Origin of the sequence: Sporomusa rhizae (genome assembly GCF_041428845.1) — a bacterium.
GTDB lineage: Bacteria > Bacillota > Negativicutes > Sporomusales > Sporomusaceae > Sporomusa > Sporomusa rhizae.
In genome coordinates this window covers 405761-432604 of sequence record NZ_CP156925.1, presented here as the reverse complement: position 1 = coordinate 432604, position 26844 = coordinate 405761, and the positions used below count along the sequence as shown (strand labels likewise).

General features: G+C 46.2%; 26 protein-coding genes and 1 pseudogene. 4 read left to right on the top strand and 23 right to left on the bottom strand.

Annotation, left to right across the window (positions count from 1 at the left end):
* Positions 1–5: 5 nt before the first annotated feature.
* The 6 genes from SRRS_RS01865 to SRRS_RS01840 form a co-directional block, all read right to left on the bottom strand.
* A complete protein-coding gene (locus tag SRRS_RS01865; RefSeq protein ID WP_371365722.1) occupies positions 6–527 on the bottom strand; it encodes a helix-turn-helix domain-containing protein in 522 nt (173 codons plus the stop codon).
* Positions 528–634: 107 nt separating this feature from the next.
* Positions 635–1693 carry a hypothetical protein gene (locus SRRS_RS01860; RefSeq protein WP_371365720.1) on the bottom strand — a complete coding sequence of 353 codons (1059 nt, stop codon included), beginning with the start codon at positions 1691–1693 and terminating at the stop codon, positions 635–637.
* 81 nt (positions 1694–1774) lie between these two features.
* Positions 1775–2752: a tRNA dihydrouridine synthase DusB gene (gene dusB, locus SRRS_RS01855; protein WP_371365718.1), complete on the bottom strand. Its 978-nt coding sequence runs from the start codon at positions 2750–2752 to the stop codon at positions 1775–1777.
* A gap of 313 nt (positions 2753–3065) precedes the next feature.
* On the bottom strand, positions 3066–3830 hold the full coding sequence (locus tag SRRS_RS01850; protein ID WP_371365716.1) for a type III pantothenate kinase: 765 nt from the start codon (positions 3828–3830) through the stop codon (positions 3066–3068).
* 270 nt (positions 3831–4100) lie between these two features.
* The gene (locus SRRS_RS01845) at positions 4101–4661 is read right to left on the bottom strand and encodes a biotin transporter BioY (RefSeq protein WP_371365714.1); all 561 of its coding nucleotides are present in this window, start codon (positions 4659–4661) and stop codon (positions 4101–4103) included.
* Positions 4661–5647 carry a biotin--[acetyl-CoA-carboxylase] ligase gene (locus SRRS_RS01840; protein WP_371365712.1) on the bottom strand — a complete coding sequence of 329 codons (987 nt, stop codon included), beginning with the start codon at positions 5645–5647 and terminating at the stop codon, positions 4661–4663. The genes SRRS_RS01845 and SRRS_RS01840 overlap by 1 nt, the downstream gene beginning before the upstream one ends.
* A 304-nt stretch (positions 5648–5951) precedes the next feature.
* Between SRRS_RS01840 and SRRS_RS01835 the strand changes: the two genes are divergently transcribed.
* The 3 genes from SRRS_RS01835 (at position 5952) to SRRS_RS01825 (ending at position 8785) form a co-directional block, all read left to right on the top strand.
* A complete protein-coding gene (locus SRRS_RS01835) occupies positions 5952–6632 on the top strand; it encodes a response regulator transcription factor (protein WP_371365710.1) in 681 nt (226 codons plus the stop codon).
* A complete protein-coding gene (locus SRRS_RS01830) occupies positions 6629–8041 on the top strand; it encodes a sensor histidine kinase (protein WP_371365708.1) in 1413 nt (470 codons plus the stop codon). The genes SRRS_RS01835 and SRRS_RS01830 overlap by 4 nt, the downstream gene beginning before the upstream one ends.
* A gap of 105 nt (positions 8042–8146) precedes the next feature.
* On the top strand, positions 8147–8785 hold the full coding sequence (locus SRRS_RS01825) for a hypothetical protein (RefSeq protein WP_371365707.1): 639 nt from the start codon (positions 8147–8149) through the stop codon (positions 8783–8785).
* Between the two features lie 48 nt (positions 8786–8833).
* On the opposite strand, the gene SRRS_RS01820 is transcribed toward SRRS_RS01825, so the two are convergent.
* The 17 genes and pseudogenes from SRRS_RS01820 to yabP all read right to left on the bottom strand — a co-directional run bounded on the left by SRRS_RS01820 (position 8834) and on the right by yabP (position 26524).
* Positions 8834–9892, bottom strand: coding sequence for a hypothetical protein (locus tag SRRS_RS01820; protein WP_371365705.1), 1059 nt, complete (start codon positions 9890–9892; stop codon positions 8834–8836).
* 22 nt (positions 9893–9914) lie between these two features.
* Positions 9915–11009 (bottom strand): YibE/F family protein, encoded by a 1095-nt coding sequence (locus tag SRRS_RS01815; protein ID WP_371365703.1) that lies wholly within the window; start codon positions 11007–11009, stop codon positions 9915–9917.
* Between the two features lie 294 nt (positions 11010–11303).
* Positions 11304–12662, bottom strand: a pseudogene (locus SRRS_RS01810) (IS1182 family transposase); the annotation flags it as partial.
* A 139-nt stretch (positions 12663–12801) separates the two neighbouring features.
* Complete coding sequence (gene ftsH, locus SRRS_RS01805) at positions 12802–14727, bottom strand: ATP-dependent zinc metalloprotease FtsH (RefSeq protein ID WP_371365701.1); 1926 nt, start codon at positions 14725–14727, stop codon at positions 12802–12804.
* Between the two features lie 109 nt (positions 14728–14836).
* On the bottom strand, positions 14837–15376 hold the full coding sequence (gene hpt / locus SRRS_RS01800; protein ID WP_371369697.1) for a hypoxanthine phosphoribosyltransferase: 540 nt from the start codon (positions 15374–15376) through the stop codon (positions 14837–14839).
* A 14-nt stretch (positions 15377–15390) separates the two neighbouring features.
* Positions 15391–16776 (bottom strand): tRNA lysidine(34) synthetase TilS, encoded by a 1386-nt coding sequence (tilS, locus tag SRRS_RS01795; RefSeq protein ID WP_371365699.1) that lies wholly within the window; start codon positions 16774–16776, stop codon positions 15391–15393.
* 3 nt (positions 16777–16779) lie between these two features.
* Positions 16780–17229 carry a threonine/serine exporter family protein gene (locus SRRS_RS01790; RefSeq protein ID WP_371365697.1) on the bottom strand — a complete coding sequence of 150 codons (450 nt, stop codon included), beginning with the start codon at positions 17227–17229 and terminating at the stop codon, positions 16780–16782.
* A gap of 13 nt (positions 17230–17242) precedes the next feature.
* Positions 17243–18001 carry a threonine/serine exporter family protein gene (locus SRRS_RS01785; protein WP_371365695.1) on the bottom strand — a complete coding sequence of 253 codons (759 nt, stop codon included), beginning with the start codon at positions 17999–18001 and terminating at the stop codon, positions 17243–17245.
* 142 nt (positions 18002–18143) lie between these two features.
* A complete protein-coding gene (locus SRRS_RS01780; RefSeq protein ID WP_371365693.1) occupies positions 18144–19253 on the bottom strand; it encodes an acyl-CoA dehydratase activase-related protein in 1110 nt (369 codons plus the stop codon).
* The gene (locus tag SRRS_RS01775) at positions 19250–20158 is read right to left on the bottom strand and encodes an acyl-CoA dehydratase activase-related protein (RefSeq protein ID WP_371365691.1); all 909 of its coding nucleotides are present in this window, start codon (positions 20156–20158) and stop codon (positions 19250–19252) included. Before SRRS_RS01775 ends, SRRS_RS01780 begins: the two co-directional genes overlap by 4 nt.
* Positions 20155–21141, bottom strand: coding sequence for an acyl-CoA dehydratase activase (locus SRRS_RS01770; RefSeq protein ID WP_371365689.1), 987 nt, complete (start codon positions 21139–21141; stop codon positions 20155–20157). The genes SRRS_RS01775 and SRRS_RS01770 overlap by 4 nt, the downstream gene beginning before the upstream one ends.
* 234 nt (positions 21142–21375) lie before the next feature.
* A complete protein-coding gene (spoIIE, locus tag SRRS_RS01765) occupies positions 21376–23835 on the bottom strand; it encodes a stage II sporulation protein E (protein WP_371365687.1) in 2460 nt (819 codons plus the stop codon).
* Between the two features lie 226 nt (positions 23836–24061).
* Entirely contained in the window at positions 24062–24502 is a 441-nt protein-coding gene (locus SRRS_RS01760; RefSeq protein ID WP_371365685.1) for a S1 domain-containing RNA-binding protein, read from the bottom strand.
* A 118-nt stretch (positions 24503–24620) separates the two neighbouring features.
* Entirely contained in the window at positions 24621–24908 is a 288-nt protein-coding gene (locus SRRS_RS01755) for a septum formation initiator family protein (protein WP_371365683.1), read from the bottom strand.
* Positions 24909–25002: 94 nt separating this feature from the next.
* Positions 25003–25485 carry a spore cortex biosynthesis protein YabQ gene (gene yabQ, locus SRRS_RS01750; RefSeq protein WP_371365681.1) on the bottom strand — a complete coding sequence of 161 codons (483 nt, stop codon included), beginning with the start codon at positions 25483–25485 and terminating at the stop codon, positions 25003–25005.
* Between the two features lie 27 nt (positions 25486–25512).
* Positions 25513–26226: a lytic transglycosylase domain-containing protein gene (locus SRRS_RS01745; protein ID WP_371365679.1), complete on the bottom strand. Its 714-nt coding sequence runs from the start codon at positions 26224–26226 to the stop codon at positions 25513–25515.
* A gap of 16 nt (positions 26227–26242) precedes the next feature.
* Positions 26243–26524, bottom strand: a complete 282-nt coding sequence (yabP, locus tag SRRS_RS01740) for a sporulation protein YabP (RefSeq protein WP_371365677.1) — start codon at positions 26522–26524, stop codon at positions 26243–26245.
* An 88-nt stretch (positions 26525–26612) separates the two neighbouring features.
* On the opposite strand from yabP, the gene SRRS_RS01735 reads away from it, so the two are divergent.
* Positions 26613–26843 (top strand): hypothetical protein, encoded by a 231-nt coding sequence (locus tag SRRS_RS01735; RefSeq protein WP_371365676.1) that lies wholly within the window; start codon positions 26613–26615, stop codon positions 26841–26843.
* Position 26844 lies beyond the last annotated feature (1 nt).

Below are 26844 nucleotides of genomic sequence, written 5' to 3'. Positions count from 1 at the left end.
CCTGGTTAAAACCTTAGTTGTCTAATAAGTGCACGAATATCTTCCGGATTTACATATTTATCTTCAGCAATTGGTGATTCACCAATTTGCACGCCAATTACAGATTTATCAAGCAAAGTCTCCATCAGTTTAATCCGCATATTAGAGCCAATGATAATTACTATGTCGTGCTTGCGGACGTTAGCCACAATATCCATTATTGTATTAAATAACTCTATCCCACTTTTCGTCTGGACAAAATCCCACCGTTCCTGTTCTGACAGCATAAGACAAAAATCAATGCCTTCTTGTCTTGCTACTTCGTAAATCTCCTCACAGTTTTTAACAGGAAAGCCAATGAGAGCTACCCGTCCGCCTTTGCGAACTTCGCCAATTGTTTCGAGGCGTGAAACAAATGTACGATCAACACCAACTTGTCCGGCTACATCCTGCTGGGACAAGCCATCTCGCCGCAGCTCAAGAATTCTGTCAATTGTATGATGAATCTTTGGACGATTGACAATCTTGTCACCAATGCGAAGCAACATGACTTCATCTCCCCTATAGTATATGTGCACAAAACTGTGTACATACATATTTTATCATTTTTTTTGCTCATTAACAAGTTTTTCCACAAAGTATAAAAAAAAAGCCGTTATCCCCACGGTTCAAATGGGAAACGACTGATTACCTTCTTATAGGTTTCCAGTTTAAGAATTGTGTCATCATGAGCCATACCTTTTTTAAGTCCCTGCAAAATACGAACACCTTGATTCATAGTAAGCCCAATATCGTCAGTTAGCTGGGACATTGTAGAGCGGCGAGCATTGTCTAGGGATTCGTTTAATGATTTGCCAGCTTCAATGTTGCTGACAAACTCCTGTGCCAGGTACACCTGCGCTAAATTTGTCATGGGATTACCACAGGCGCCACTAGCTGTCAAACCCAGCACCTCCGGCATAGTATGCTTTATACTTATTTCTACTGATTTTTTCAATTCATCAGTTTCACGGCTCATCGCTTCAATCAAAGTCCGCGGTGTACAAAGCCCGTATGTGGTCAGTGCCCGGATAACGGAATGTTCAATAGTATGAGCTTGCTCAAGCTCGACTAAACCACCGAGATTGGCCGTCATCCGAACTTCTTGGCCTGTTTCCAAGTCTGTTCCATATAACGTTACAGGAATATCGCTTTTATCCCTAAACTCAGTATAGCCGCCCTGTGGCGCCCAACCTGCACCGGAAATTGCCGGATAATCTTTACGCATCTTTTTAAGGTTGATATGTTCAACATCACTTGAGTAAATATAAGTTCCTGCCGTCCGGAGCGAGTGCCAGCGGGCATGACCACGCCCTTCCAGCTTAGCCATGAGCACAGGCATTTCCAGGCCGGACTCATCAGCTACTGTATGATTCCAGATATTCATAATACGAACAATTACACCAACAGGATAGAGTCCTTGGTCCTCCGTACTCCATGGACAAATAAGGATTTCTTTTCCTACTCCGACGTCCAGCAGTAATTGTCCGCCATTCTCAATAATAAACATTCCTGTAATTGTACCGCCCTGTGGCCTCGGCAGTATGCCGTTGGCGACGGGCATGATGAGCATATGCATCTTGTTCCCCCGCGGAAACTGATTATAAACGCCCATCTGCTTCGTTACTTCTGCGGGCGTTCCCTCCGACGTACTTACCAGTACGACTGCGGTCACGTCCTCGGCGTGCCTCGCATATGGACATTTCTAATCAGTTTCCGGCCTTTGCACAAATTAATTATTTTACGCAGTTAGTTTTTAAACTTTTGTTGTTAATTCTATTCGGTAAGTCTCCATGATTCGAATGAAATCTTCTTTGCTGGACGCTTGGTTGAATTTTAGGCGTAGTTCGGCTGATTTTGGTAGGCCTTTGGTGTACCAGGCAGCGTGACTGCGCATTTCTCTGATGCCTATGTATTCGCCCTTGTGGTCGACTAGCATGTCGAGATGTCTTAGGAGCATGTCAATCCGCTCAGAGAGTGTTGGTGGCGGTAGCAGTTCGCCTGTTGCCAGGTAGTGAGCCACTTGGCGGAATATCCATGGATTTCCTTGAGCGCCCCGCCCTATCATTATGCCATCACAGCCGGTCTCCGTCAACATACGCTTGGCATCCTGAGGGGTACGGATATCACCATTGCCGGTAACAGGTATTTTAACCGCTTGCTTTACTTCCCTGATAACCTTCCAATCAGCCTGACCCGAATAAAATTGCTCGCGAGTGCGTCCGTGAACGCTGACTGCGGCTGCACCAGCCTTTTCGGCTATTAATGCAATTTCGACGGCATTTACCGATTTATCATCCCAGCCTTTGCGAAATTTGACGGTTACAGGAACACCGCTGGCAGACTCTACAACCGAGGCTATTATCCGATACGCCACTTCCGGTTTTTTCATAAGTGCCGAGCCCTCACCGTTTTTGACAATCTTGGGCGTAGGACACCCCATATTAATATCAATTATGTCTGCGCCGGCAGCGGCAACAATTTTAGCTGCCCGCCCCATACTTTCAGGATCTGAACCAAATATCTGCAAAGCTACCGGACGTTCACGTTCATCAATGGCCAGCAACTTTTTCGTATGTACATTGTCATAAATAAGACCTTTATCACTTACCATTTCCGAATATACCAAGCCGCAGCCCATTTCTTTTGCTAACAGGCGAAACGGCAGGTCAGTCACTCCCGCCATTGGCGCAAGAATAACCGGATTGGCGAGCGTTAGTTTTCCAATCTGCATGTATCCTCCTAATGAATGCGGCTAGTATAATTTTACAGAGCCAAAGTTAGGGTAATGAAGACACGACTTTCAGCCAACGAGGGAAAGGCGATATTGCCCTAGTAAAAGTTAACTTTTATTAGGGCAAAAAGGCGGCCAATGCATGGCCGCCGCAATAAGATAGATTTAGCTTCAGTGGGTTTTTAAACCTACCTGAAGGTTAGTCGCCAGTATCCAGGGACTTGTCCGCTCGCCTGTACCCGCAGGGGTATAACTCCCGCTTGGAGAAAAGGAAGTCATAGCGCTGGTTAGTCGTCGGATAAATGAAATAACTTTACCGATTCCGTTCATGAATTAGTCTTAGTCCTTCCAGTGTTAGGAAGGTATCCACCTTATCAATGGTATGCGATTCCTGCGCAATCAGGTTCGCCAAGCCGCCTGTGGCCACAACGGTCGCATGCTGACCCAATTCTGCGCGCATACGCCGGACAATTTCATCGACTTGTCCAACAAAACCATAGATGATGCCCGATTGCATACTGGTAATGGTGTTACGACAAATAACGGTTTTGGGTTTACTCAGCTCAATCCGTGGTAGTTTGGCTGCACGTTGGAATAAAGCTTCCGTTGAGATACCGATACCTGGCGCAATGGCACCGCCTAAATAATCGCCATTTTCCGCCAAGGCGCAGAAAGTAGTTGCTGTCCCAAAATCAACAACGATTAATGGACCGCCATATTTAGCATAAGCGGCAATAGCGTTTACGATTCGGTCGGCACCGACTTCGCGCGGATTTTCATATTTAATACAAATCCCAGTTTTAACTCCAGGTCCGACAACTAGCGGATCGACATTGAAATACCGCTGGCACATTCTTGTTAAAGGTACAATCAACGGCGGCACAACTGAAGAAATTACAATTGCCTCAATTTCTTCCATCTTTAGTCCACGATAAGTAAACAGATTGTAAATCAGCACTCCATACTCATCGCCGGTTTTCTGCTTATCAGTAGATATCCGCCAATGATAATTTAGTTGATCTCCCTCGTAGACTCCCAAAACGATGTTGGTATTGCCAACATCAAACACAAGTAACATTGCTAAAAATCCCCCTGTTTGAGCGGTAGACTGCCCATTAAAACAGTCTTAGTCGTTAGTAGCTATAATTGTACCTTAAAAGCGGGGAAATTGTAAATATAAGGCGTACAATGACACAACATAAAGTAGACTTAGCTTCAGATAGTTTTAACCCTATCTGAAGGTTAGTCGCCCTTATCCAGGGACTTAGCCGCTCGCCTGTGACCGTAGGGGTATAACTCCTACTTGTAGAAGAGGGGAGTCTTAGAGCGGGTTAGGCACAGGATTAAATTACTGTTCACTAGTTAGCAACCCGGCTTTAATTAAAGAGCGGCGCACTCGTACGCCCAAATACACAGCAGCTATCGCTTTCATAATATCCAGAGGCAGAAATGGCAATACCGACAGTTGTAAGGCTCTCTCCAGTGTCATAGGCTTGTTCAGCACGTACTCAAACGAAAGCATAAAGCCGCCTAGTCCTATAGCATAGATAACCACCAGCCCAAAGAACATCGCAACTGCTGTGTTTTTGTACGTTAATTCAAAGTGTTCCGCAACATAACCGACAATATACGCACAGATAAAATATCCAAAAATGTATCCCCCCGTAGGACCTATCAAAACTGCCGCGCCCGCTTTACTCTGAGCAAATACGGGCAAACCGAAGATGCCCAACAGTACCCAAACAGCTAGGCTGGCAGGCCCCAGCCGACTACCTAGCACCATACCTAATAATAGGACAAGCAAAACCTGCATAGTAATCGGCACAGGTCCAATAGGAATGGAAATTTGAGAACTTACAGCAAGCAGCGCAGCAAATAAACTTGTCATTACCATAGAACGGGCTTGCATTACTTATCCCCTTTCGCGGATGGTCTGATCGATACATCTCCGGCAAGCACGCGTTCAACGCCCTGGAAAGTTTTTATTAAGAGCGCGCCATCGGCATCAATGTCAAAAGCTTGGCCGCTAAAATTCCGGTCGATACCGTATACATCAACCTGCTGACCAAGTGTTATCGAATTCTTTTTCCACTCTTCAAGCACCAGCGCAAACCCAGAATTTTTAGCCAACATATAAACGGCCTCCAGCTCTGACAACATGGCCGTCAATAATTTGATTCTGGAAATTTCACAGCCGGCGGCTACTGAAAGCGAGGTAGCTACCGAGGCAATTTCACTGGGGAAATCTTCTTGATTAACATTTACATTAATCCCCATACCAATTACAACAAAATTTATAGCATCCATCTCGGCACTCATCTCAGTAAGAATTCCCACAACTTTACGGCCTTGCCACAAGATATCGTTAGGCCATTTTATCCCACAGCCTATACCTGTCACTGAATTAATCGCTCTGGTCACACCAACGGCCGCCATAAGCGTGCATTTAGCAGCATCCATAGGACTGAAGGGCGGTCTAAGTACAACTGACAGCCAAATTCCTTTACCCGGAGGAGAAAACCAGCCTCTTGCCAGACGGCCGCGGCCGCCGACCTGCGATTCTGCTACAACAATTGTACCTTCCGGACAACCGTTAGCAGCCAGTTTTTTCGCTGCATTATTGGTAGAATCCACTTCATCAAAGTAGTGAATTTCCTGCCCCAGCACGGTACTGGTTAACTGTGCTTTTATTTCGTCAGGCAATAACCTGCCTGTCGTCTGCCTTAATGAATAACCCAGCCGGGGGTGGGCTTCAATTTCATATCCAGCTTGTTTAAGAGCCTGAATGTGTTTCCACACCGCAGTTCTTGACACCTTGAGAGTGTGGGAAATATCTTCGCCTGAAATATACTGACCTGAATTATGCTTTAAAAGTTCAAGGATGGCTTTCCTCATCAGTGACTCACTCCAAAACTTCGTATTGTTATCCTTATATTAAATTATTGGTTAACCATTGTCAATCTGGTCTCCGCCCTCATTTATCCTGTGACTAACCCGCTCTAAGACTCCTATCTTCTACAAGCGAGAGTTATACCCCTACGGGCACAGGCAAGCGGCTAAGTCCCTGGATAAGGGCGACTAACCTTCAGCTGAGGTTAGAGCCCCATCTGAAGCTAAGTCTACTTTATAGTTTAGTCATTCGTATGATATCATTTTAAATAACACACACACTAAGTAGGAAAATAATAAGGTGGTGCTTATGGAACAAATTAAGATTTTGCTTGCCGATGACGAGCCCGCTATCGTCGAAGTATTGCAGTTGTATTTGGAACGCGAAGGTTTTCAGGTTTATACCGCGGCTGACGGACAGACAGCCTGGGAAATCGAAGAAACGCATAAACCAGATCTGCTTCTTCTTGATATCATGCTGCCCAAACGTACAGGCTGGGAACTCTGCGAAGCCGTAGAACGAAAAGTCCCTATCATTTTTTTAACCGCCAAAAGCACGGAGGCTGACAAACTGACCGGATTTTCCCTAGGTGCTGACGACTATATTACCAAACCATTCAGTCCACGCGAAGTAATCGCCCGTGTCAAGGCCGTGCTTCGCCGCAGCGGTTTGCTCACCGAACCCGGTTCCCGCATCGAAGTTCCCGGACTTTCCATTGATCTGACCGCCCAAACCGTATATTCAGGCAACGAAAGAACGCAGTTATCTCCTAAAGAATTCGATCTGTTAGTGTTTATGTCCCGCCACGCCAAAATGGCATTTTCCCGAGATCAGTTGCTAACCAATGTGTGGGGATATGATTTTGACGGTGCTGACCGTACCGTTGACGCAACCATCAAGCGGCTTCGCCACAAAATTGACAACCCCGAATACAGCTATATCCACACGGTATGGGGTGTAGGCTACAAATTCGAGGTGACCGCCAAATGATCCGATCGATTTTCGGTAAACTACTGGTATCGCACATTGCTATCATTTTAGTCAGCGTACTGACCTTAGGACTACTTATGTCCTATTTGGTTCGCGATCATGTTATTGAAACCAAACGCCGCGACCTTCTAGCCAAAGGCGGTGCTGCTGTCGCCATTGTTGCCCCGCTTTTAGCCAGCGGTCAAAAACCTTCCGCTGACTTACTTGACGCCATGAGCGAAATGGCCGGTGGCGATATTTGGCTTATGGACAAAAATGGCCAGGTGCTGGCCGGCCAGCCTCCCGCGGGCTGGAGCGGCAAACGCCTAGGACGAATATCCGATTTATGGGAGCAAGCAGACTGGCAAGATGGACGGGTACTGAAACCGCGACGCCGGGGTGATCCTTCGATTATTGCCGCGCTGCTTCTGCCCCGGGAAAACGCAGACACTGTGCCTGCCGCCCTCTTTCTCTTCGCACCGGTTACCGGTGTTGCCCGCACCGCCGAAGCACTCGAACGGCTGCTCTTATATTCTCTGGCCGCCAGTATCGTCGCTGCCATTTTAGCAGGGCTCTTAACCGCCCGCAGCCTCACACGCCCGCTGCATGATATCAGCCGGGCTGCCGCAGCTTTTGCCCAAGGCGACTACAACAGCCGAACAATAGCAACGCAACGCGATGAAATCGGCGACTTGGGACGCACCTTTAACAGCATGGCCATAGAACTGGCCCAAATAGAGCAAAATCGGCGCGAGTTTTTGTCCGATGTTTCCCACGAACTCAAGTCACCGGTGGCTTCTATCCAAGTGATGGCCGAAGCAATGCTGGACAATTTAGTCACTACCGCCGAACAGCGCACCCGTTACCTCGCCAATATTGTGGACGAAAGCAAACGTATCGGACGGCTAGTTGGCGATTTACTTGATCTATCCCAACTGGAAGCCGGTGAGCTTGCTATTACGGGCCAGCCGATTTCCCTATCTGACTTCATTGCCAGCCAAACGGCTAAACTAACTCCCTTCCTAGAGGATAAAGAGCTAACTATCAACACCAATATTCCGCCTGCGCTGCCGTTAGCTACTGCCGATACGGACCGACTCAAACAAGTGCTCACCAACCTCCTGACCAATGCTATCCGACATGCCGTACCCGGTTCGGTCATTAGCATAACGGCCCGGACTTTTCAGCAGCAAATAGCTGTGGATATAAAAAATATTGGCTTAGGCATTGAACCCGAACACCTGCCGCATATCTGGCAACGATTTTACCGGGTGGATAAGGCCCGTTCGCGAGTGGAAGGCGGAACCGGACTGGGCCTGGCGATTACGAAAAAATTAGTCGAAGCCATGGGCGGTACCGTTAGCGTGAACAGTACACCGGGTAAGACTACAACCTTTACCTTCACTTTGCCAGTCAAATCAAATTCCTAATATCGCCGCCTTTGTCATATTTTTGTCATATTTTTTTGTTATTCTATACTCAACAGCAGCAGTGCTGTTATTATAGATCAGTATGACAAAGGTGGAGGGATTCACATGTTATCTAAACAATCACGTAAAACTGTTGCAGCCCTTGTCGCAGGAGCCTTTATTCTCGCTGGAGTTGCCGGACCTTTAGCCGTTCAGGCTGCACCGACAGTTAATGATCGTCCGGCCTACCATCAACGCCATCAGGTTAAGCCCGAACAAGTAGCTAAAAGACTTGCCAAAGAATTTGGCATTGAGCAATCGGTAATTGTAAAATATCAAAACCAAGGCAAAACGAACAAAGATTTAGTTCGGGCGGCTTTTCTTGCCAAAGCCAGTGACAAGTCTTTCGAATCAGTAATTACCCTCAAAACAGATAATAACACTTGGCAAGATGTAGCGAACACCTTAGGCGTCGACAAAACTAAACTCAAAGCCGTCCGTCAGGAAATGGCTGCCAAACATTTATCACAACGCCTGAATATCCCGCAAAACGATATTCAAGCTCTCTTTAATCAGGGCTATCACCAGCGTGATATTGCCATGGCCGGATTACTTGCCAGCCACAGCAACAAATCACTTTCAGATGTGTTAGGCATGAAAAAAATTAATAACACTTGGCAAGACGTTTCCAAGGAGCTAGGTGTTGACCTTAAAGCCTTAAAGCAGGAAATGAAGCAATCCCATAAAACTCAAGAAAATGGTTAATTAATAAAGACGGTTATTGTCTCATTGACAATAACCGTCTTTGGCTAACTACACCTTTGCCACTACTCCTGCAAGTAAACCGTAAATATGCTCGGCTAAATCAATAGGGAGCGCACCGGTTCCACAACTGGGGGTCCAGATTATATTTTGCCGCAGCAGGGCCACATCAACGCCCCGGCCAGCCAGTTCGCGGCATTGCTCCTCAAACCGTTCCTGGATAGACGCCGGCGTCTCTTGCCACGCTTCTTCCGAAGTAGGTATTAGACCCCAGGCCAATTTGCCACCCTGTGCAAGAAATCCGGCCAACCCCTGGGCTTTTAAAGCCATACCGGTGAAGTAGTGATACGCGTCAAAACTTATTACATCAAGCGGCAAATCAAATAAAATTGACCAATCAATACCCGCGCAAGCGTGCACTCCTACTTTAACTCCTTCAGCCTTGAGGGCGCGGATAATTGTGTTCAAAGCATCTGTGGCCACTTCTCTGGTCAACGTGATATGCGTGGAAGTGCCTATAAGGAACAAAACCGGATCATCAATAAAAATGAGAACAGGTAAACCTAAGGTTTTTAGCTTCCTTGCCTCCAGTACGGCCTCTACGATCAAGCACCGTACCAATATCTCTCTTAGCGTATCATCGTAAAAACAAGCGCGACCGCGTTCATCCTTAATCTGCAGACCAACGGTTAGCGGCCCGCTGACATGACCTTTCACCCCTTCGGCCTGAGGAAAGTAGTAAGCAAAGTTTTTGATAAACGCGTCCAGACCGGCAAAAGCTTCCCCGGCTAACGCAAAAACCTGCTCAGCACCGGAATCCCCATTCATAAACGCCAAATACCGTTCATAGAATTCTGCGGCCTTTTCCTCCCAGCCATCTTCCAATCTGGGGAAAACCGGATCCTTTAGTGCCGCAGCCTTCAGCACACCCAGGCTAAGCAGCGGCTGAACATATTGCACTACAAACCCCTGTTCAGGCATTTTGCCAGGCAGCTGTGGCCAATGCGGCCAATGTGGCATAGCTTTGGCAATTACTGCAAGCGCCTCAGGCTCACTCTGATGAGGCAGACTTCCAATCCCGGTCGCCCGGCACGGTTTAAGCCAGCTCATACTTTTTCACTCCTTCCCATTATTAGTCATTTTTAAGCAATATTGCGGTAATGACTGCCGTTAATGGTATGGCACAAATCAAACCGATACTGCCAGTGAACGCACGGGCAAACTCGGTTACAATCATATTCAAGTTGGCAATTCTCAGCATAGAAACGTTATCCTGTGAAGCAATAAGCAGCATAAGCGGCAGCGAACTACCCGCATACGCTAAAATCAAGGTATTGGACATTGTCCCCATAATGTCTCGTCCAACATTCATCCCTGCTCTGACCAGTTCCTTAAAACCAATAGCAGGCTGCACACATTTAACCTCGTAAACAGCCGAAGCAATCGAAATCGTAACATCCATAACCGCGCCTAACGCCCCAAATACCATACCGGCAAACAGCACATCCTGAAAGTTAATATGTGATAGTGTAAACGCTTTAAGCAACATCGCCTCTTCGCTATCCAGACCAGTTAAATGCATAAATTTAATTGACAATACCGAAAGTATTCCGGCTACCACCACACCACCGATAGTTCCCAGTACAGCAGCCAGTGTCTTCTTGGACAATCCACATACAACAACTTGTGTTGCTACCGCAATGGCTGCAGCAACTAGTAGCGTTAAAAGTGTCAGGCTATACTGATTAGCCAATACCTGCCCGACAAAGAATTTAAAAATTAGAAACATAGAAAAGCCGATTACCATTACCGACTTTGCGCCAATAAAGCCACCGAACACGATAAGCAGTAATATAAATAAGCCGCCAAGTATGTATACATAGTCAAACCGATCAAAATCGCTAACATGATAACTTGTCTTCCCTAAATCGCGAGTAACCGCAACGATAACCTTGTCACCTTGTTTAACTTTAATTTCATATACCGAACGCTCAGACACAAAATTAAACGTGTCAACCACCTTGCCTGCTTCCGGACCGCTTGTCAGTTGAATGCTTACAAGTTCTCCTTTGACCATTTGGTATTGTTTCTGCATAGACTGATCCAATGGTCCGACAAATACTACTACTCCCTTTTCGTATTCTATTGGCGCGGCCTCTGATGCCCCCTGAACTATTCCTGTAGATAGTACCAGTGTCAGAAGTAAAAACAACAACAGCTTTTTCAAAATATACCCCCTATCTGAACTATCTTCATATTAGCTCACCTTAAAATATCTTGCAATAAAAAAAACATGGCTGCGGCAAGCCATTGGCAAAAGCGGAAACCGGGCATTATTATCCAAGTAAAAAATAATCTAATAATGAAACAAACGGCAGGTAATATACCTGCCGTCAGAGTGTAGACAAATCCCGCTTCAGGCCGGAAGGCCAACAAGCGGGATTTTGTTAATAGTTACGAGTTTCATAAATTTTGATAACATAGACGGAAAAGTTCTTGAAAAAGGCGGTAACATACCGCGCTTTTTTTTCCACATTGCTAACTTCTTTAAATTCATACACGCAAAAAGAAGCGTGAGGTAGTGTTGTACTTTCCTCAAGCCACGATAGCGAGTATAGCGCATTCCATGTCTTTCTTTCGCATCTGCGAAGACACGTTCAATGGTTTGGCTTCGGCGGCGATATAGGTCTTGGCCTTGGTGAGTATGACGGACATCCTCTGCATATTCAACGCAAGATTCCCAGATATGCCGGTTTACGACTTTTGTAAAGTTTTGGCTTTGGGTACATTGCATACGCAGTGAGCATTGGACACATATCTTGGGATTGCTTTTGTATTCCCGATAGCCTTCTCTATTTGTAGTGGAATATTTTAGCACTTGGTTATTGGGGCAGATATAGCAGTCATAGTATTCGTCATAAACATACTCGTATTTCTTAAAGTATCCTTCTTTAGTCATAGGGCGTTTGTAGGGCATAACCGGTATTTTATTTGCTTGCATAATTTCACGACATACTCCCGGCGTTTTGTAACCAGAATCGGCAACTACTGCTTTTATGTCATTAAATTTTTCAATGACATCTTGAAATACATCGGTAAACACCTGACTATCATGAACATTACCTGGGGCTGTTTTAACACCAAGAATAAAATTGTTGCGCTCACAGGCCACTGTGGCGGTGTAAGCAAAGCAACGCTCTTTTTCACCTTTATGGAACATACCACTTTCTGGGTCAGTTGTACTTTCTTTGACTTCCTTTTCTTCAATCATTGTTCCGTCAGAATCATTGTCGTTGTCATCGGTAAAAGGTTTCTTGCCATGTGATTCACGGTCAGCGTTAATTTCAATCATCAATTCACGCTTATATTTATGTACTCGATGCTGGGCCATCTTTTTAACATACTTGTTTTTATTGGCGTTGGCCTTAACATGACTAGCATCAAAAAATACAGCATCTGCTTTGATAAAACCACATTCTATGGCCTCAAATAACACTCTTTCAAAGATTTTTTCAAAGAGGTCACTTTCTTTAAACCGTCTTTCATAATTCTTCCCGAAGGTAGAAAAATGCGGTATCTTCTCCTGAAAGCCGTAGCCTAAGAACCAGCGGTAAGCAAGATTGACTTGAGCATCGCTAATTGTTTGACGCATAGATGTAATACCGTACAAAATCTGCAGTACTAGCAATTTTATCAGAACGACCGGATCGATACTGGGTCTGCCAGTAGTATCACTGTATAAATCTTTAACTTCATCATATATAAAATCGAATTTTATGCTTGCATCAACTAAGCGCAGTAAATGATCTTGTGGAACTAGCTCGCTTAGACAAACAAATTCGACTTGGTCGATTATCACTCTGTTTTTCTTCTTAAGCACGATTATCTCTCCCAATCTCTTATTATCTCTATTTTACTATATTTCACACTGGATTAGAAGAGGTTCTCAAATATAAAAAGGCTGCCGACTTTGTCGACAGCCTGACGGCAGGTAATATACCTGCCGTTTTAGTTACGCATTAATATTGCGATTCAGCCAACCCAAAACTATATACTATCTTGGGGCCAGCACCAGAGTCCGGACCCGGCTGGGCATTAACCGGCGGCACATCGGCTGGTGGCGGATTGTCATCGCTATTTTGTTCTTTTTCAGTTATTTTGCCTTGACTTAATAGCTGCTCCAGTTCATCGGCCTCCAGCGTTTCGCGTTCTAAGAGAGCATTAGCGATAAGATGCAGCTTATCCACATTGGTTCTTAACAGTTCTTCCGTTTTAGCATATGCTTCCTCGATTAAGCGTCGAACTTCTTTATCGATCGAGTAGGCAACTTCTTCACTGTAGTTGCGGTCACGGGAAATATCACGTCCTAAGAAAACCTGTTCCTGACGACGGCCGAAAGTAATCGGCCCCAATACTTCGCTCATACCGTATTCAGTAATCATTTTACGTACCAATTCAGTCGCGCGTTCCAAATCGTTCTGAGCGCCTGTGCTGATTTCACCAAGTATAACGGCTTCAGCAACGCGTCCGCCCAATAGCGTTTTAAGCTGCTCTAAGAGTTCTGTCCTGGTAGCGTAGTAACGATCCTCCTTAGGCAGCATGAGCGTATAACCGCCAGCCCGCCCGCGGGGAATGATCGATACTTTGTGTACAGGGTCAGTATGAGTAAGCAGCATGCCGATAAGCGCATGACCGGCTTCGTGGTATGCCGTGAGTTTTTTCTCCTTGTCGCTGATAACTCTGGACTTTCTTTCGGGCCCGGCTACCACACGTTCAACGGCTTCTTCGAGCTCCGGCATCTCAATGCGCCGTTTATTACGGCGAGCGGCTAACAAAGCGGCTTCATTGACTAAGTTACTCAGGTCAGCGCCGGTAAAACCGGGAGTACGCCGCGCCAGTACATCAAGGTCAGCTTCTGGCCCAACAGGTTTTCCTTTAGTATGTACTTTGAGTATTTCCAGACGACCTTTAACGTCAGGACGATCCACTACGATCTGCCGGTCAAAACGACCTGGACGCAATAACGCCGGATCGAGAATATCTGGACGGTTAGTAGCGGCAATGATAATAATACCTTCATTGACACCAAAGCCATCCATTTCAACCAACAACTGATTTAAAGTTTGCTCACGTTCATCATGGCCGCCGCCAAGACCTGCACCCCGCTGTCGGCCAACAGCATCAATCTCGTCTATAAACACAATGCAGGGAGCATTCTTTTTGGCCTGTTCAAACAAATCACGTACCCGTGAAGCACCAACACCAACAAACATCTCTACGAAGTCAGAACCGCTGATGCTGAAAAACGGCACTCCGGCTTCCCCTGCTACCGCCCTGGCCAGCAAAGTTTTACCTGTGCCCGGAGGACCAAATAAAAGCACGCCTTTGGGTATACGTGCCCCTAAGTCGTTAAACTTTTTCGGGTGCTTTAAAAATTCAACAACTTCTTCTAGCTCCTGCTTAGCTTCATCGGCTCCGGCTACATCAGTAAAGGTAACCTTAGTCTTATCCTCACCATGCAGTTTGGCTCGTGATTTTCCAAAAGACATTACCCGGTTGCCGCCACCCTGCGTCTGTTGCATGATAAAGAACCATACCCCAATTAACAGCAGCATCGGCAGAATAGATGAGAAAATCGTTGTCCACCAAGGTGGCTGCGGCGGTTGTTCAGCCTTAATGTCTACGCCTTTGTCTCTAAGCTGGTTGATGAGTGTAGGATCGTTCGGAGCAATGGTAGCAAATTCTTGCCCGTCTTTGAGTTTTCCGCGAATGGTATTATCGACAATAGTCACCCGCTCGACCTTTTGCTCCTCGACTTGCTTTAAAAATTGCGTATAACTAATTTCTTGCTTAGGCGTCGTCCGTGACGAATAGTAGTCGATTATCGAAATGGCTATAATGATAATCAACAGATAGAAACTTACGTTCCTGAAAAATTTGTTCAACAAGTAGCCCTCCTCTCGCTGGACCACAAAAACGGCGTTAGAAGCATGTTACCATTCATATCGCATAATTATAGCATACTAAGTAAGAATTGACAATTAAGGAAAAGCATTATCCTTGGTATGCTTCCGGTTTAAGTACCCCAATAAACGGCAAATTACGATACTTTTCAGCAAAATCCAAGCCATAGCCGACAACAAAATGGTCGGGAATGGTAAAACCGTTATAGGCGATAGGCACCTCCACTTTGCGCCGCTCCGGCTTGTTTAAGAGCGTGCAGATTTTAATACTTGCCGGCTTGCGGGACCAAAGATTATCCATCAGATAATTTAAGGTCAACCCTGAGTCAATAATGTCTTCAACAATCAAAACATTTTTATTTTCGACATCTTCGTCAAGGTCTTTTAAAATCCGGACAACACCGCTGGATGTTGTAGAAACACCATAGCTGGAAACTGCCATGAAGTCAATAGCTACCGGCAAGTCGATCGCCCGAGCCAAATCGGACATAAAGATTACCGCGCCGCGTAAAATACCAATCATAAGTATTTCCTTGCCTGCATAATCGGCGGTAATAGTCTGACCAAGTTCCTTAATCCGGGCAGCCAATTCTGTCTCACTAAATAATATCTTCTCCACGTCATCCATCATATTATTACTCATATTCAAAATTCCTCCCGTTTAGTAATGCTAAGCTGCAAGATTTTTTTACTTTTATCGGTAATTCGTCCATGTTGGCTCTGACGTTGACCACTTACCCAAATAATTTCCTGGCTGTCGGTTATTAGCAATACCTGATCTCTTTCGGCTTCAGGCACTTTATTATCAATAAAGAACTCCTTAAGCTTCTTACTGCCGTTAAGCCCCATCGGCCGGAACCTGTCACCGGGCAGCCGTGTTCTTACGGTAAGCGGCAGCGAAAGCTGTTCAAGGTCAAATATTGCCGTATTCACTTGCCGTGTTTGCGGCATTTTTGTTACTATCTCAGCCGTGATTTGACGGCCCGCATAAGCGGTAGCTCCTGGAATAGTAAGCACTACCGGCTCCGAGGCCTTAAGGAAAACCGGCTTAACAAATTCTGTTTTTTCCCCCAATTCAAGTCCAGTATATGTTTTTCGGGCGACTAGCCCGCCCGGCAGAGGATATAGTGAACCAACTGTTGCCGATAATACCATAGTAAGTAATTTTTCCACATGCTCGAAGCTTATTCCTGTCAGTGCTCCACGTTTTTTCTCAATTGCCTGTCTAATTATTTCACGCTGCACCGCTTTATGTTGTCTGGCTAACCCTTGGCTGTCAATTGTTATGGATTTACCTTCTTTAGCAATTGTTCCCCATAGCTTGGCAGCCTGTCCCTTAATATACTCATATTCGTCCCCGGCAAGAACGGCCAATCGCCATATTGCGTCGCGCAGCGCCGGATTATAACTTTTCTCCAGCTCCGGCAGCAGTTCAAGCCGTACCCTGTTTCGCAGGTAGTCTGTTGTAAAATTAGAGCTGTCCTGGCACGGCTGTAACTGGTGAAGAATACAGTACTCCTCAATCTCTTTACGACTAACGGCGAGCAGCGGCCGCAAAATATCGCCGTTTACCGCCCGCATGCCGCGTAACCCGCCACTGCCGGCTCCTCGAAGGAAATGAATGAGTACGGTTTCCACTTGGTCGTCACGATGGTGGCCGGTAGCAATACGCGCCCCACCCCAGTCGGCCGCAATGCGGCGCAAATACTGATATCTAAGCAGCCTGCCAGCCTCTTCCGGCGACAGCCGGTTGGCCTTCGCATAAGCCGGGACATCAATACTGGTCACATGACAAGTTAATCCAAGCTTTGCCGAAAAGGCCGCCACAAACTCCGCTTCTTCGGCCGCTTCCGGCCTAAACTGATGATTTACATGGGCAACCGCTAAACCAAACGAATATTCTTCTTTAAGCGAATTTAAAAGATGCACTAGCGCCAAGGAGTCCGGGCCGCCCGAACAGGCGGCTAAAATGCGACTGCCTGCCATAAAAATATTATGATTGTTCGCCCAGTTTTTTACCTTGTCAAGCATATCCTAGCCTCGGCCCTCTACTTCATAGTCTTTGCGCGCCCGTGTCAAGCGATACAAAGTTGAACTTACAAAAATACCAAACGCAATGGCTCCTCCTGTTAAAAGCGTCAGCATACCCATAGCCACACCCTCATTGTACTGGCCTTCGACCATAAAGCGCATGGTGGTGTATGCCTCTCTACCCGGCACTAACGGTATAAACCCCGGGATGGTAAATATGGTCGCCGGTTTTTTTAAAAATCTAGCTAAAAGTTCGGAAAGCACCCCAACAACCATACTGCCAAGAAAGTTTGCCATAATCGTACTAACGCCGTTTGCCGCCACACAATACATGACAAGCCAGCCTACAACCCCTGTGCCGCTGGCATAAACAAGCAGACTGCGGGGAATACGGTATAATACGCCGATAGCCATACCCATGGCAAATACGGCTATCACCTTAATTACCAGCATATTCATTCCGCCTTTACGCGCTAACCGCCAAAATTATTACAACACCCATAGATACCGCAGTAGCAGTAAGTGCAGCATCAAGACCGCGCGATAAGCCGCTTAATAAATCCCCGGCGATTACATCGCGAATGGAGTTGGTAATTGCTACTCCCGGAACCAGTGGCATTATACCGCCAATAATAACATATTCCGGACTAATTTCCGGCCAGATATACCGAAGCAGCATACCACCAAAGGCAGCCGTCATGCCACCGAAAAACTCAAACGTAAACTTAACTCCATGCAGACGGGAAATAACATGCGCAAGATATCTTACAAACAGCGCAGTTGCAAAGGCAGCCATAACTTCATAAATACCGGCATTAAGCAAGATAGCTGCCGAACCGCCAACCACGCCGGACGCTGCCATCGACGGAATAAGCGAAAATCCGGTACGTTCGCGGGCTATCCGTTCAAAATGTGCATAAGCTGTTTCGTAGTCAATGCGCCGATCAGCAAGCCGGCGTGACAATTCATTCACTTTGGCAATACGGTCAAGGTTAATCGTCCGGTCATGCACCCGCCGCATAATAGTGCTTGTTCTCCCACTATAATCAGTAGCAGTTAAAAATACTCCGGTAGGAATAACAAAACTCTCAGTCTTTACTGCGCCTAAAGCCCGGGCTACATGAAACATAGTCTCCTCCACCCGGCTGGTTTCGGCACCATTCTTAAGCATAATTTCACCGGCTAAAATAGTTATGTCCAATATTTGTTCCAACAGGATTTGCATATATACCCCCGTTGCAGCCCGTTTTAGTTGTCAATTCGCGCCAAAACCCAATTTTTCCTGCCATGTAGTAATTCTGCCAATTTTTCTGCAAAATGTAAAGAGAACAGTAGCTCCTGCCAGACCTTTTGCCAAACAGCAAATATTACAAACTGATTCCCGAACCGGATACCGGCGGCACATTTTCTTTGTTTTTACGGTACTTTAACAAATCGACAAAGGCCTCCAGCCTTGTAATTATCCCCGCCTCACCTGTCTGTTCATCATATGCCAGTGTTAATACCGGCATGTTAACATCCATACTCACTTTCGGCAAAATATTTTTTGCTACCACCTCAGGCATACAAGTAAACGGATAAACCTGAATTATACCATCATAGCCCTGATGCTTTTTTAGAATAGTATAGGCAATACTCTCCAGACCATGACCGCCAACATGGTGACCAAGGTATGGCTTGGCCAATGAATTGAGCTGCTGATATAACTCCATATAATTGCGGCGCCGCAAAAGATGCCCTCGCACGTAGTCACTTAAGCACATCGTCCGGACAACTTCAACACCCATTTCCCCTAATCGACGGTCTAGACTTTGATTGACGAAAGACTCCTGCATAACATAAATTTCACCTACCACCGCCACCCGGAGAGGAGTTGGACCTTCGGCCAACGGCAGCTCATTGATAGTTTTCAATATGTTTTGTTTAAGTTCTTTTACTGTTGAATAAGCTTCCACGACATCAACCGCCTGAAGCGCTTGCAGCCAAATCCGCTCCACCTTCCTGCCGTCAGCCACATGAGGCCTGATACGGTTAAGTTCCCGCAGAATATCATCCAAAAGATTCATCTTTGCTCCTGCCAGCTGAAAAGCTTTATATATAGATATCCAGTTTTTACGGGGAGCAATATACCTCAACTGTTTGTAAATATCTACAATATTAGGCTCAATAACAAGCATGGTAAATTTATAGCCTAGCTGTTCAAGTATAGCTTGCTGGACAGCAGCATAATAACCTAGCCGACAGGGACCCTCACCGCCGCAAGTGATAATTGTATCGGCTCCCTCTTCTAACGCTTCAATAAAATTACCCAAGGTAATTTTAAACGGCAGGCATACTGTTTCCGGAGATAATTGAGCACCAAGTTCCATCGTATACTTGGTTATAGGCGGCGGAGCCACTACCTGACAATCCAGTTTGGTAAATAAAGTCTTAAGAACAATACTAAGTGTCCCCATATGGGGAAAAGTGATAATCATATACTGTGCCTCCGTTTAACCATATCAGTAAAAGCTTCCAGCCGGGTAATTAAACCGGCTTCTGCTGTGTGCTCGTCGAGAGATAGCTGCATACAGGGAATATCCAGCCGTTGGGCTTGTCGACTAATAAGTTCACCGGTAAGAGCATCCGGACCGCAGGCAAAACAAGTGACAAAAATAACACCGCTTAAGGGTCGATTACCATGCATGAGGGCTATCGCCCCACCGGAAACGTTATGGCTGCTTGACCAGTAGATTTTTTTGCTGAAACCTGCCGCGGCTCTGTCTACTTCGTCCTGGGGCACCATCTGCGAAGTTACCACCTGCAGACCTAACTGATCCAGTTTTTGCAGAATGTCGAGACTTACCTGACGGTCGTAAATAATATAAGGATGACCGATTACAGCAATCCTGGGCCGTCCGTCATAAACCCATTCCGGCGGCTGCGGCCTGTTACTCAACTGGCACGCCTTGTACCAGGCATATAGGCTGCCAAGCATATTCCTCCCAAATAGCCGGCCAACCGCAATAATTGCCTGATATACCTGGCGGCTTTGCCGGCGCATGTCCACATCAATATCAATCATCGGCGGTAGTTTGCCGGCGTTGTTTTTAACAATATCAGGCATACCCATAATCTTCGGACAAGTATACTGTCCCTGACAGACACTGACAAGCCTGGGCATAAACAGATAATCCACTTTATCCTTCAATTGACAAACATGGCCGAAAAATACTTTGGAAGGCAAACACATTTCATCCAAAGTACCGCCACAATCCAGAGTCTGCCGGGTCGTTTCCCCTGATAACACCACCTCGGCCCCAAGTTCAGAAAAAAAACGTTCCAATACCTTACCATGCTGAAAAATCATTAGCCCTTGCGGCAATCCTACCCTGATGCTCATGCCGTTTCACACGCCTTCTCACCTACCGCTGGTAGACTTTGTGTCCACTTGCCACAACGGTCACCCCACCGCCCTAGGAGACTATCGTTGGCGCTGAGCTCAATAATTTCACATACGTTGGCGCAGCCGCTGCACTCAAAACTGCGAGTTGTATAAGTAGCGTTGAGCGCGTCAAATCCCTTAAAGTCAGAAACACGTTTAGCCGCCATTTCCTCTCTGGCAGACAGCGCAGCCCCAATGGCTCCCATAACGTTAAAATACGGCGGCACATATACAGAACACTTTAATGCATCTTCAAAAGCCCGGTGCATTCCTTGGTTAGCCGCTACACCTCCCTGAAATACTACCGGTTCCAGTACTGACTTACCTTTGCCAACATTATTAAGATAGTTTCTCACCAAAGCCTGACAGAGGCCATGTAAGATAGCGGCTGTTGAATGACCGGTCTGCTGTTTATGAATCATGTCCGATTCGGCAAACACGGCACACCGTCCGGCAATCCGCACCGGCGTAGTTGATGTTAAAGCAAGTTCACCAAATTGCGCAATGGGAATATTCAACCTTGCTGCCTGCTGATCCAAAAAAGAACCCGTTCCGGCAGCGCATACCGTATTCATGGCGAAATCAGTAACAACGCCCCTCCGGATGATAATTATTTTGGAATCCTGCCCACCAATTTCTAACACCGTCTTGACCTCCGGCATGATGTGCATAGCGGCGAGGGCATGGGCGGTAATCTCGTTTTTTACACTATCGGCGCCAACTACCTTGCCGGTCAAATAACGTCCGCTCCCGGTAGTACCGACACCTAGCACAGTCATATTGCCAAACCGCTTCTTGATCTCTTTTAAACCTGTCTGCACGGCTTCTATTGGTCTGCCCTGTGTGCGAATATATAAACTGTCAACAACGGTGCCATCTCTCTGAAGGACAGCAATATTGGTGCTTACTGAACCAACGTCAATTCCTAAGTATACCTGCAATACCATCGACTCCTTGAAAGTTAATAAACCAGAACACTTCCGGCGTTCTGGCGGACATGACAAATATGCATACCTATTCTTTATTATTGTTTTATATACCAGATTTATACATAAAGAAACGGTTTACTCCGGCCTTGACGATAGCCGAAGACGCTGCTGGCCTTATCCGGATTTCAGGAAGGCATAAAAAAGAGTAGTGAGTCGGGCTCCGTCCCCCACTCACTACTTTATTAATTATTGAACAATCCCCGGACGCTCGACTATTCGTGATACCAGCACCGCCATATCGTCTTTAGCAATACCCCCTGACAGCTCAATAGCCTGTTTCAAGAGTCTGTCGGCAATGTCTTGCGGACGTTCACTGCCTGTTCGCCGCAGGAAATTAGCTACCCAATTCTCTTTGTCCGTCCCGCGGGCAGCATCAACAATCCCGTCACTTACCATAACTACAATATCACCAGGTGCCAGTAACCGTTTGACTGGTTCAATCTCGACATTTTCGAGTATTCCCATCGGTGGTGCCGCCGGATTAATTATCGTAACTTCCCGTACCCGTTTGATATAACTTGGCGCTGAACCAACTTTTAAAAACTCAGTTTCGCCGGTAAACGTGTCGACTACCGCCATATCCACCGTGGCAAAGGTGTCACCCGGCATTTTTATTAATAGCATGGAATTGACTGTCTTAATGGCAGTATTACTATCAAAGCCGGCAGCCAATAACCGCTGTAAAAACTTCACAGCTTGTCCGCTTCCGTTCGCCGCCGCTTCCCCGCTCCCCATACCATCACTAAGAATCAATGCTGTCCGTCCCTTGGTAACCGGTTGAGCTACACAGGTATCGCCCGCGACCTCGCCGCCCGCTTTCGCCCTGACAGCCATACCTGTTTCTACAAAGAGTCGCTCACAAAGCTCCATAGTCAGTTTACACTTTTTATGCCGCACTTTGCAGCCGCAATCGGCGTGCAAAGTCATTTTTTCTTGTAACAGATTAGCTGTCGCCGGCAAAATAGTATTTACGCATTCCCGTGTCCCGTCACAGGCCGCCTTTTGTGCCTCGACAACAACTTTGCCCCGTTCACTAAGTACTTTGACATTACTCAGCGGACATCCCAGAACAGCTGCCCGCTCCGACAGCATCTCCGCTACCTCAAGGTCACTCTGGGGTCCCTTGGTCAGTTCCTGAGCCAAATTTCCGATTATTACGCCGGTGGCCTGCATTTGTTCAATAGCTACCTGACGGCACTCAGACAGTTTTTTCTGCCAATACCAATGCGTCCGGTTGCTGTCAGCAACCTGGTTAATTAAATCAACAAGCGCCTGCTTGCTTACACATAAGCCTTTTATATTATCAGGCGCATTTGCCGCCTTAAGGTTGCCTGCTTCGGCCAATGCCATCATTTCCAGCATCGACTGATAGGTTTGGTAAAAATCCTGATCCCAGCATTCATCCCGTCTCGAACACGCCCCGCACACCCTCTCACCAACTGCCGACAACAATTGAGCAAGTTGACTTTCCTTTATTTTTTCCTTATATGCATTATTCTCTTTTATACTGCCTGCATCAAACGCCCCAGCCAAATCCTTAAAAACATCAGCCATTTGGTTAAGCTTGTCCACTGCAGCATTTACAGTTTGCTGAGCAGCCTCAATACTACCTAACTCATCCACATAATTTTCTCGCCACTGACTCAACTTCGCGGCAGGTACCAGCATGAATGCCGCTCCGGCCACGGAAGCTTCCACCAGTGTCAACAGTAATTCACCTGGATGGCCCAAATACAATACAGCAATCGTACTACCTAAAATATACCCTAAGAGTACCGCCGGTTTTCCCAGCCCCCGAAATAAGCCCCCTAACATGCCTGCTAGGGCATACATAGCAATCGCGGGAGCGGTGTCACCATCGTTAAGCCCAATTACCAGTCCGGTTATAATCCCTACAGACGCCCCTAACCCGGAGCCACCGCTATATGCTAAGGTCATAACCACAAGTAGACCAGCCATATTTCTCACACTATAATCATATATCGTCAAGCTGCCCAATCCAGCAACTGCGGTGGCCAGCATAATTATGCCACAAATCAGATTTTCGGTGTTTGCCTGCTGTTTTTTTATATGATCCACAAACAGCGGCGCACCATATTGAAAAATAAAGGCCAAAACCATACATAACGTTGCGTCAAATCCCACCAACAACATGCCATATAGTGTTGACTCCCGCCAAGGCAAAAGCGCCATACCGCTCAAGAATACGCAACCAAACATAAACAGCGGCACAGCCTGCGCTTTCTTCTCATACCGTGACAACTTGTCCGACATTCGCCAGTATAGAAGCATCGAAAGTAGATAAATTATCCCCTCCTGATAAAAACCTGCACTAACTACGCCAGCCAGTGCCCATACGCCAACAGCCGCCGCCCTCTCCCTAGCCAGGCTGGCAATAGCAGCAAATAGCGCTAAGCCAAACGGAGCCATCTCGCCCATGAGCGATACCCGGCCAATGAGGAGCGCGAGAATATTCACCAGTAAGTTTTGCTGATGAAACAGTGCTTTGCTACCCACCTGAACCCAGTCAAAAAATTCCTTCCATGGAAAACCGGGTTTGTCCGCACTGGCATTTTCTGCCGGCGGCCTTGCAGGCGGTGCCTGTAAAATTTCTTCAGGCAGGGTAATAACTGATACTTTTGGCATGATTCCTCACCCCTGTAAAAAAGTGTTTTGCACCGTGATTCAAATTTTACAGAAGTTTCCATTAAAATGTTTGTCTTATTAGGTCACCTGCTTCTAAAAAAAATCCGACACAGACTAAAGCCAAAATGCAAAAAACCACCCGGTAATTACGAACCAGGTGGTTAACACGCTTTTTTTTACATTATATTATTCCAATATTTGTCGAATAACAAATAAAACTTCCAAATTACTCAGCACGACGGGCTGCCCCACCACCACCGCCACCGCCTCCACGGCCTCCACTGCCACCGCGTTTGGATTCGGTGTTACGTTTTAAATCAGTTAGACGCTCGTCGCTGTCCTTTAAAAACTTGCTCAATTTATCTTCGAACGATAAACTATTTACTCTATTTGAACGGCGGAAATCGTTGGCATGCTGTTTTCTGGGAGCAGGTGGTTGCAGCTGCTTAATGGATAAGCCAATCTTGCCGCGATCATCTACAGATAGAACTTTAACTTTTACTTTATCTTGTTCCTTCAAAAAATCCTTAACATCGCGGACGTATACGTCAGCCACTTCGGAGATGTGAATTAAGCCTACCTTTCCACCCGGCAACTCGACAAAAGCGCCGAAGTTAGTTATACCGGTCACAACTCCTTCTACAACACTGCCAACTTCAATGGACATACTAATCAAACTTCCTCCTTAAATTCTTTCGTACTTTTTTTAAATCCACATTTCTCGGGGGTTTCCCCGCAATCCATATTATACTCTTGGTAATGAAAATGTGTCAAGAAACGGCGCTCTATCGTGAAGGAATATATGGGACTTCTCCCGGCTTTACCAAGCCTAGCTGTTCGCGGGCAACTTTCTCAATATAAGCAGCCGTACTTAGCTTTTCCTTTTCTGCATTCAGGTTATCATTTACATCGGCAGCCTCAACAAGTCGCGCATTTACCGCCTCGGTTTCGCGGCGAATCTTATACATCTCGGCTTGTTGGACAATAAAGACATAGCAAAAATAACCTACCATAATTACAATGCATAGACGGAACCAGCTAAATCGTTTTACATTTCTGCGTTTTTGCGCCATAAACATCACCATACTGCATTAATGTTTACTGTATTCGCCCTTTAACCGTTAAATCCTCTTTGCTACTGGAAAAATATATAAATAATTTAGACTATTATTCGGGCGGCCGCGTTTCCTCCGGCGGCGGCGGTGGGGGCAGCCATCGCTTGTACCAAACCGCGCACTTTCTGGCGATAAACCGAAACGGCCAGATTAGCGTCCGCGCAATAAATTTAGTCGGCTTAATTAAAGTAAACACAAATGCCAATTTCGTCATCCGCCAACCTTTGGCAATCAGCTTTAATACAGCCATAATCAGTTTCATAACCTGCTTACTGGCTATACGATAATAGGCTGCCAGCCCTATAATAAGCGCAATAAAAATATAAAATCTAAGCTCACCCCAATTACCCGCAAGCAATGCTGCAAACGCAATCGCTGACGCAATAAGGCAATATATCAGATCAGCAAGTGAAGTGATTAGTCTAGATGGTCGAAAACATCTTCTAAGCACCCGGTATGTATCAAATAGCACCCCAAGGAATATACCTGTTGCCGCAATAAGTAAGAACGTCTTAATCTGCGCAGAAAACTCCATTGGTTCACCTCCCTAACGGAATCTTCATTACCGCCATCGAAAGGATCTGTAGCGACGGAATAAATGGTTGCCAACAACCAGAATCGCAATAGACGTTATGACGACACCCCACCCTATTACAGCGGCAAGCCTCAGCCAAACCTCAGCCGCAAGTCCGCTTGGCGGGATACGGCCGCTAATCTGATACCAGTAATTCACAACTCGTTCTACATATTCTGTTGTTTCGGAATAAGGCGGAATCCCGCCATACTTATCAACGGCTCCCGGTCCGGCATTATAAGACGCTACCGCAAGTTCCGCGTGACCACTGTAGCGTTTAATAAGCTGACTCAGATAACAAGCACCTACTGAGATATTAAGTTCAGGATTATAGAAACACTCACTGCCGCAGTCCCCTTGATGCCGGCCGCTGCAAATAGCTGCTTGGCTATTGACCAGCCGCCAGGTAGCAGGCACTACCTGCATTAACCCATAAGCCCCTGCCTTAGATAAAGCTCGGGGTTGAAAGGAACTTTCTGCCTTTATTACCGCCGCAACTAATTCGGGACTAACGCCATAGGTTTTGCCCGCCTTATTAATAATTTCGGCATACGGCAATCCGCCTACTTCCCTTACCTGTTCCTGCTGTGCCGTAAAATCTATGAATACAGCGCGCCGGCTATAGTTAGCCATGCTATGAAGCAAACTATATACAGCAGCCTGCGCGGCAAAGGCAACCAGTAAGAAAATCCATAGCGACAAAGCCCTGCTGCGCACGTTACTTCAAAAACCGTTCCAACAATCCTTTTTTCTGCCGTGATTCTTCCTCATAGTTCATGCCTTTTACAGTACCTTCTATGATTATATTGCCTTGTTCCAGATTCAACTGCTTGATATTAAGGCACTCCCCCTTAATGGTAAGCAAGCCTTGCTCGGTCTCCATGACTATTTCTTTTTCGTCATAGCTACCCAAGCCAACAACGCCATCGACATTGAGTTCTTCCCTGTCTACAAGCGTCAGTTGATGTCGCCATTTTGGAGTTTTGTTATCTATCGGCATAAAACTATCCCTCCCAGACAATGCTATTTCAAGTTATGTATATGCCTGGAAACAGGGTAATAGTACAAGAGATTAGGAGGAAAAATCTATGAACAATATGTATTATTATTGGCAAAAATTGGCTTATCAAGTGGTTCATCAAACTACCTTGTGGTTACTTATCGTGTTTTTCACAACAGCCATTGTCTCCTGGGTGCTGGGCTCTGTCCTTGATAAACACAATGGGCGCGAACGCGAAGCCAACTTTGCACGCAAAACGGCGGCGTTCTATGCCGCCGCTGCTACCTGCCTATGGGTGTTTAGTTTTATTTTTAAATAGC

Bases quoted from the DNA above. Each gene is read 5' to 3' on its own strand.
- yabQ (WP_371365681.1), bottom strand. From the start codon at position 25,485: ATGGAGTTTTCTGCGCAGATTAAGACGTTCTTACTTATTGCGGCAACA.
- dusB (WP_371365718.1), bottom strand. From the start codon at position 2,752: ATGCAGATTGGAAAACTAACGCTCGCCAATCCGGTTATTCTTGCGCCA.
- SRRS_RS01850 (WP_371365716.1), bottom strand. From the start codon at position 3,830: ATGTTACTTGTGTTTGATGTTGGCAATACCAACATCGTTTTGGGAGTC.
- SRRS_RS01755 (WP_371365683.1), bottom strand. From the start codon at position 24,908: ATGGCGCAAAAACGCAGAAATGTAAAACGATTTAGCTGGTTCCGTCTA.
- tilS (WP_371365699.1), bottom strand. From the start codon at position 16,776: ATGCTTGACAAGGTAAAAAACTGGGCGAACAATCATAATATTTTTATG.
- SRRS_RS01845 (WP_371365714.1), bottom strand. From the start codon at position 4,661: ATGCAAGCCCGTTCTATGGTAATGACAAGTTTATTTGCTGCGCTGCTT.
- SRRS_RS01830 (WP_371365708.1), top strand. From the start codon at position 6,629: ATGATCCGATCGATTTTCGGTAAACTACTGGTATCGCACATTGCTATC.
- SRRS_RS01840 (WP_371365712.1), bottom strand. From the start codon at position 5,647: ATGAGGAAAGCCATCCTTGAACTTTTAAAGCATAATTCAGGTCAGTAT.
- SRRS_RS01790 (WP_371365697.1), bottom strand. From the start codon at position 17,229: ATGCTGGTAATTAAGGTGATAGCCGTATTTGCCATGGGTATGGCTATC.
- SRRS_RS01820 (WP_371365705.1), bottom strand. From the start codon at position 9,892: ATGAGCTGGCTTAAACCGTGCCGGGCGACCGGGATTGGAAGTCTGCCT.
- spoIIE (WP_371365687.1), bottom strand. From the start codon at position 23,835: ATGCCAAAAGTATCAGTTATTACCCTGCCTGAAGAAATTTTACAGGCA.
- SRRS_RS01780 (WP_371365693.1), bottom strand. From the start codon at position 19,253: ATGATTATCACTTTTCCCCATATGGGGACACTTAGTATTGTTCTTAAG.
- SRRS_RS01775 (WP_371365691.1), bottom strand. From the start codon at position 20,158: ATGAGCATCAGGGTAGGATTGCCGCAAGGGCTAATGATTTTTCAGCAT.
- SRRS_RS01785 (WP_371365695.1), bottom strand. From the start codon at position 18,001: ATGCAAATCCTGTTGGAACAAATATTGGACATAACTATTTTAGCCGGT.
- SRRS_RS01865 (WP_371365722.1), bottom strand. From the start codon at position 527: ATGTTGCTTCGCATTGGTGACAAGATTGTCAATCGTCCAAAGATTCAT.
- hpt (WP_371369697.1), bottom strand. From the start codon at position 15,376: ATGATGGATGACGTGGAGAAGATATTATTTAGTGAGACAGAATTGGCT.
- yabP (WP_371365677.1), bottom strand. From the start codon at position 26,524: ATGCCGATAGATAACAAAACTCCAAAATGGCGACATCAACTGACGCTT.
- SRRS_RS01760 (WP_371365685.1), bottom strand. From the start codon at position 24,502: ATGTCCATTGAAGTTGGCAGTGTTGTAGAAGGAGTTGTGACCGGTATA.
- SRRS_RS01735 (WP_371365676.1), top strand. From the start codon at position 26,613: ATGAACAATATGTATTATTATTGGCAAAAATTGGCTTATCAAGTGGTT.
- SRRS_RS01825 (WP_371365707.1), top strand. From the start codon at position 8,147: ATGTTATCTAAACAATCACGTAAAACTGTTGCAGCCCTTGTCGCAGGA.
- SRRS_RS01835 (WP_371365710.1), top strand. From the start codon at position 5,952: ATGGAACAAATTAAGATTTTGCTTGCCGATGACGAGCCCGCTATCGTC.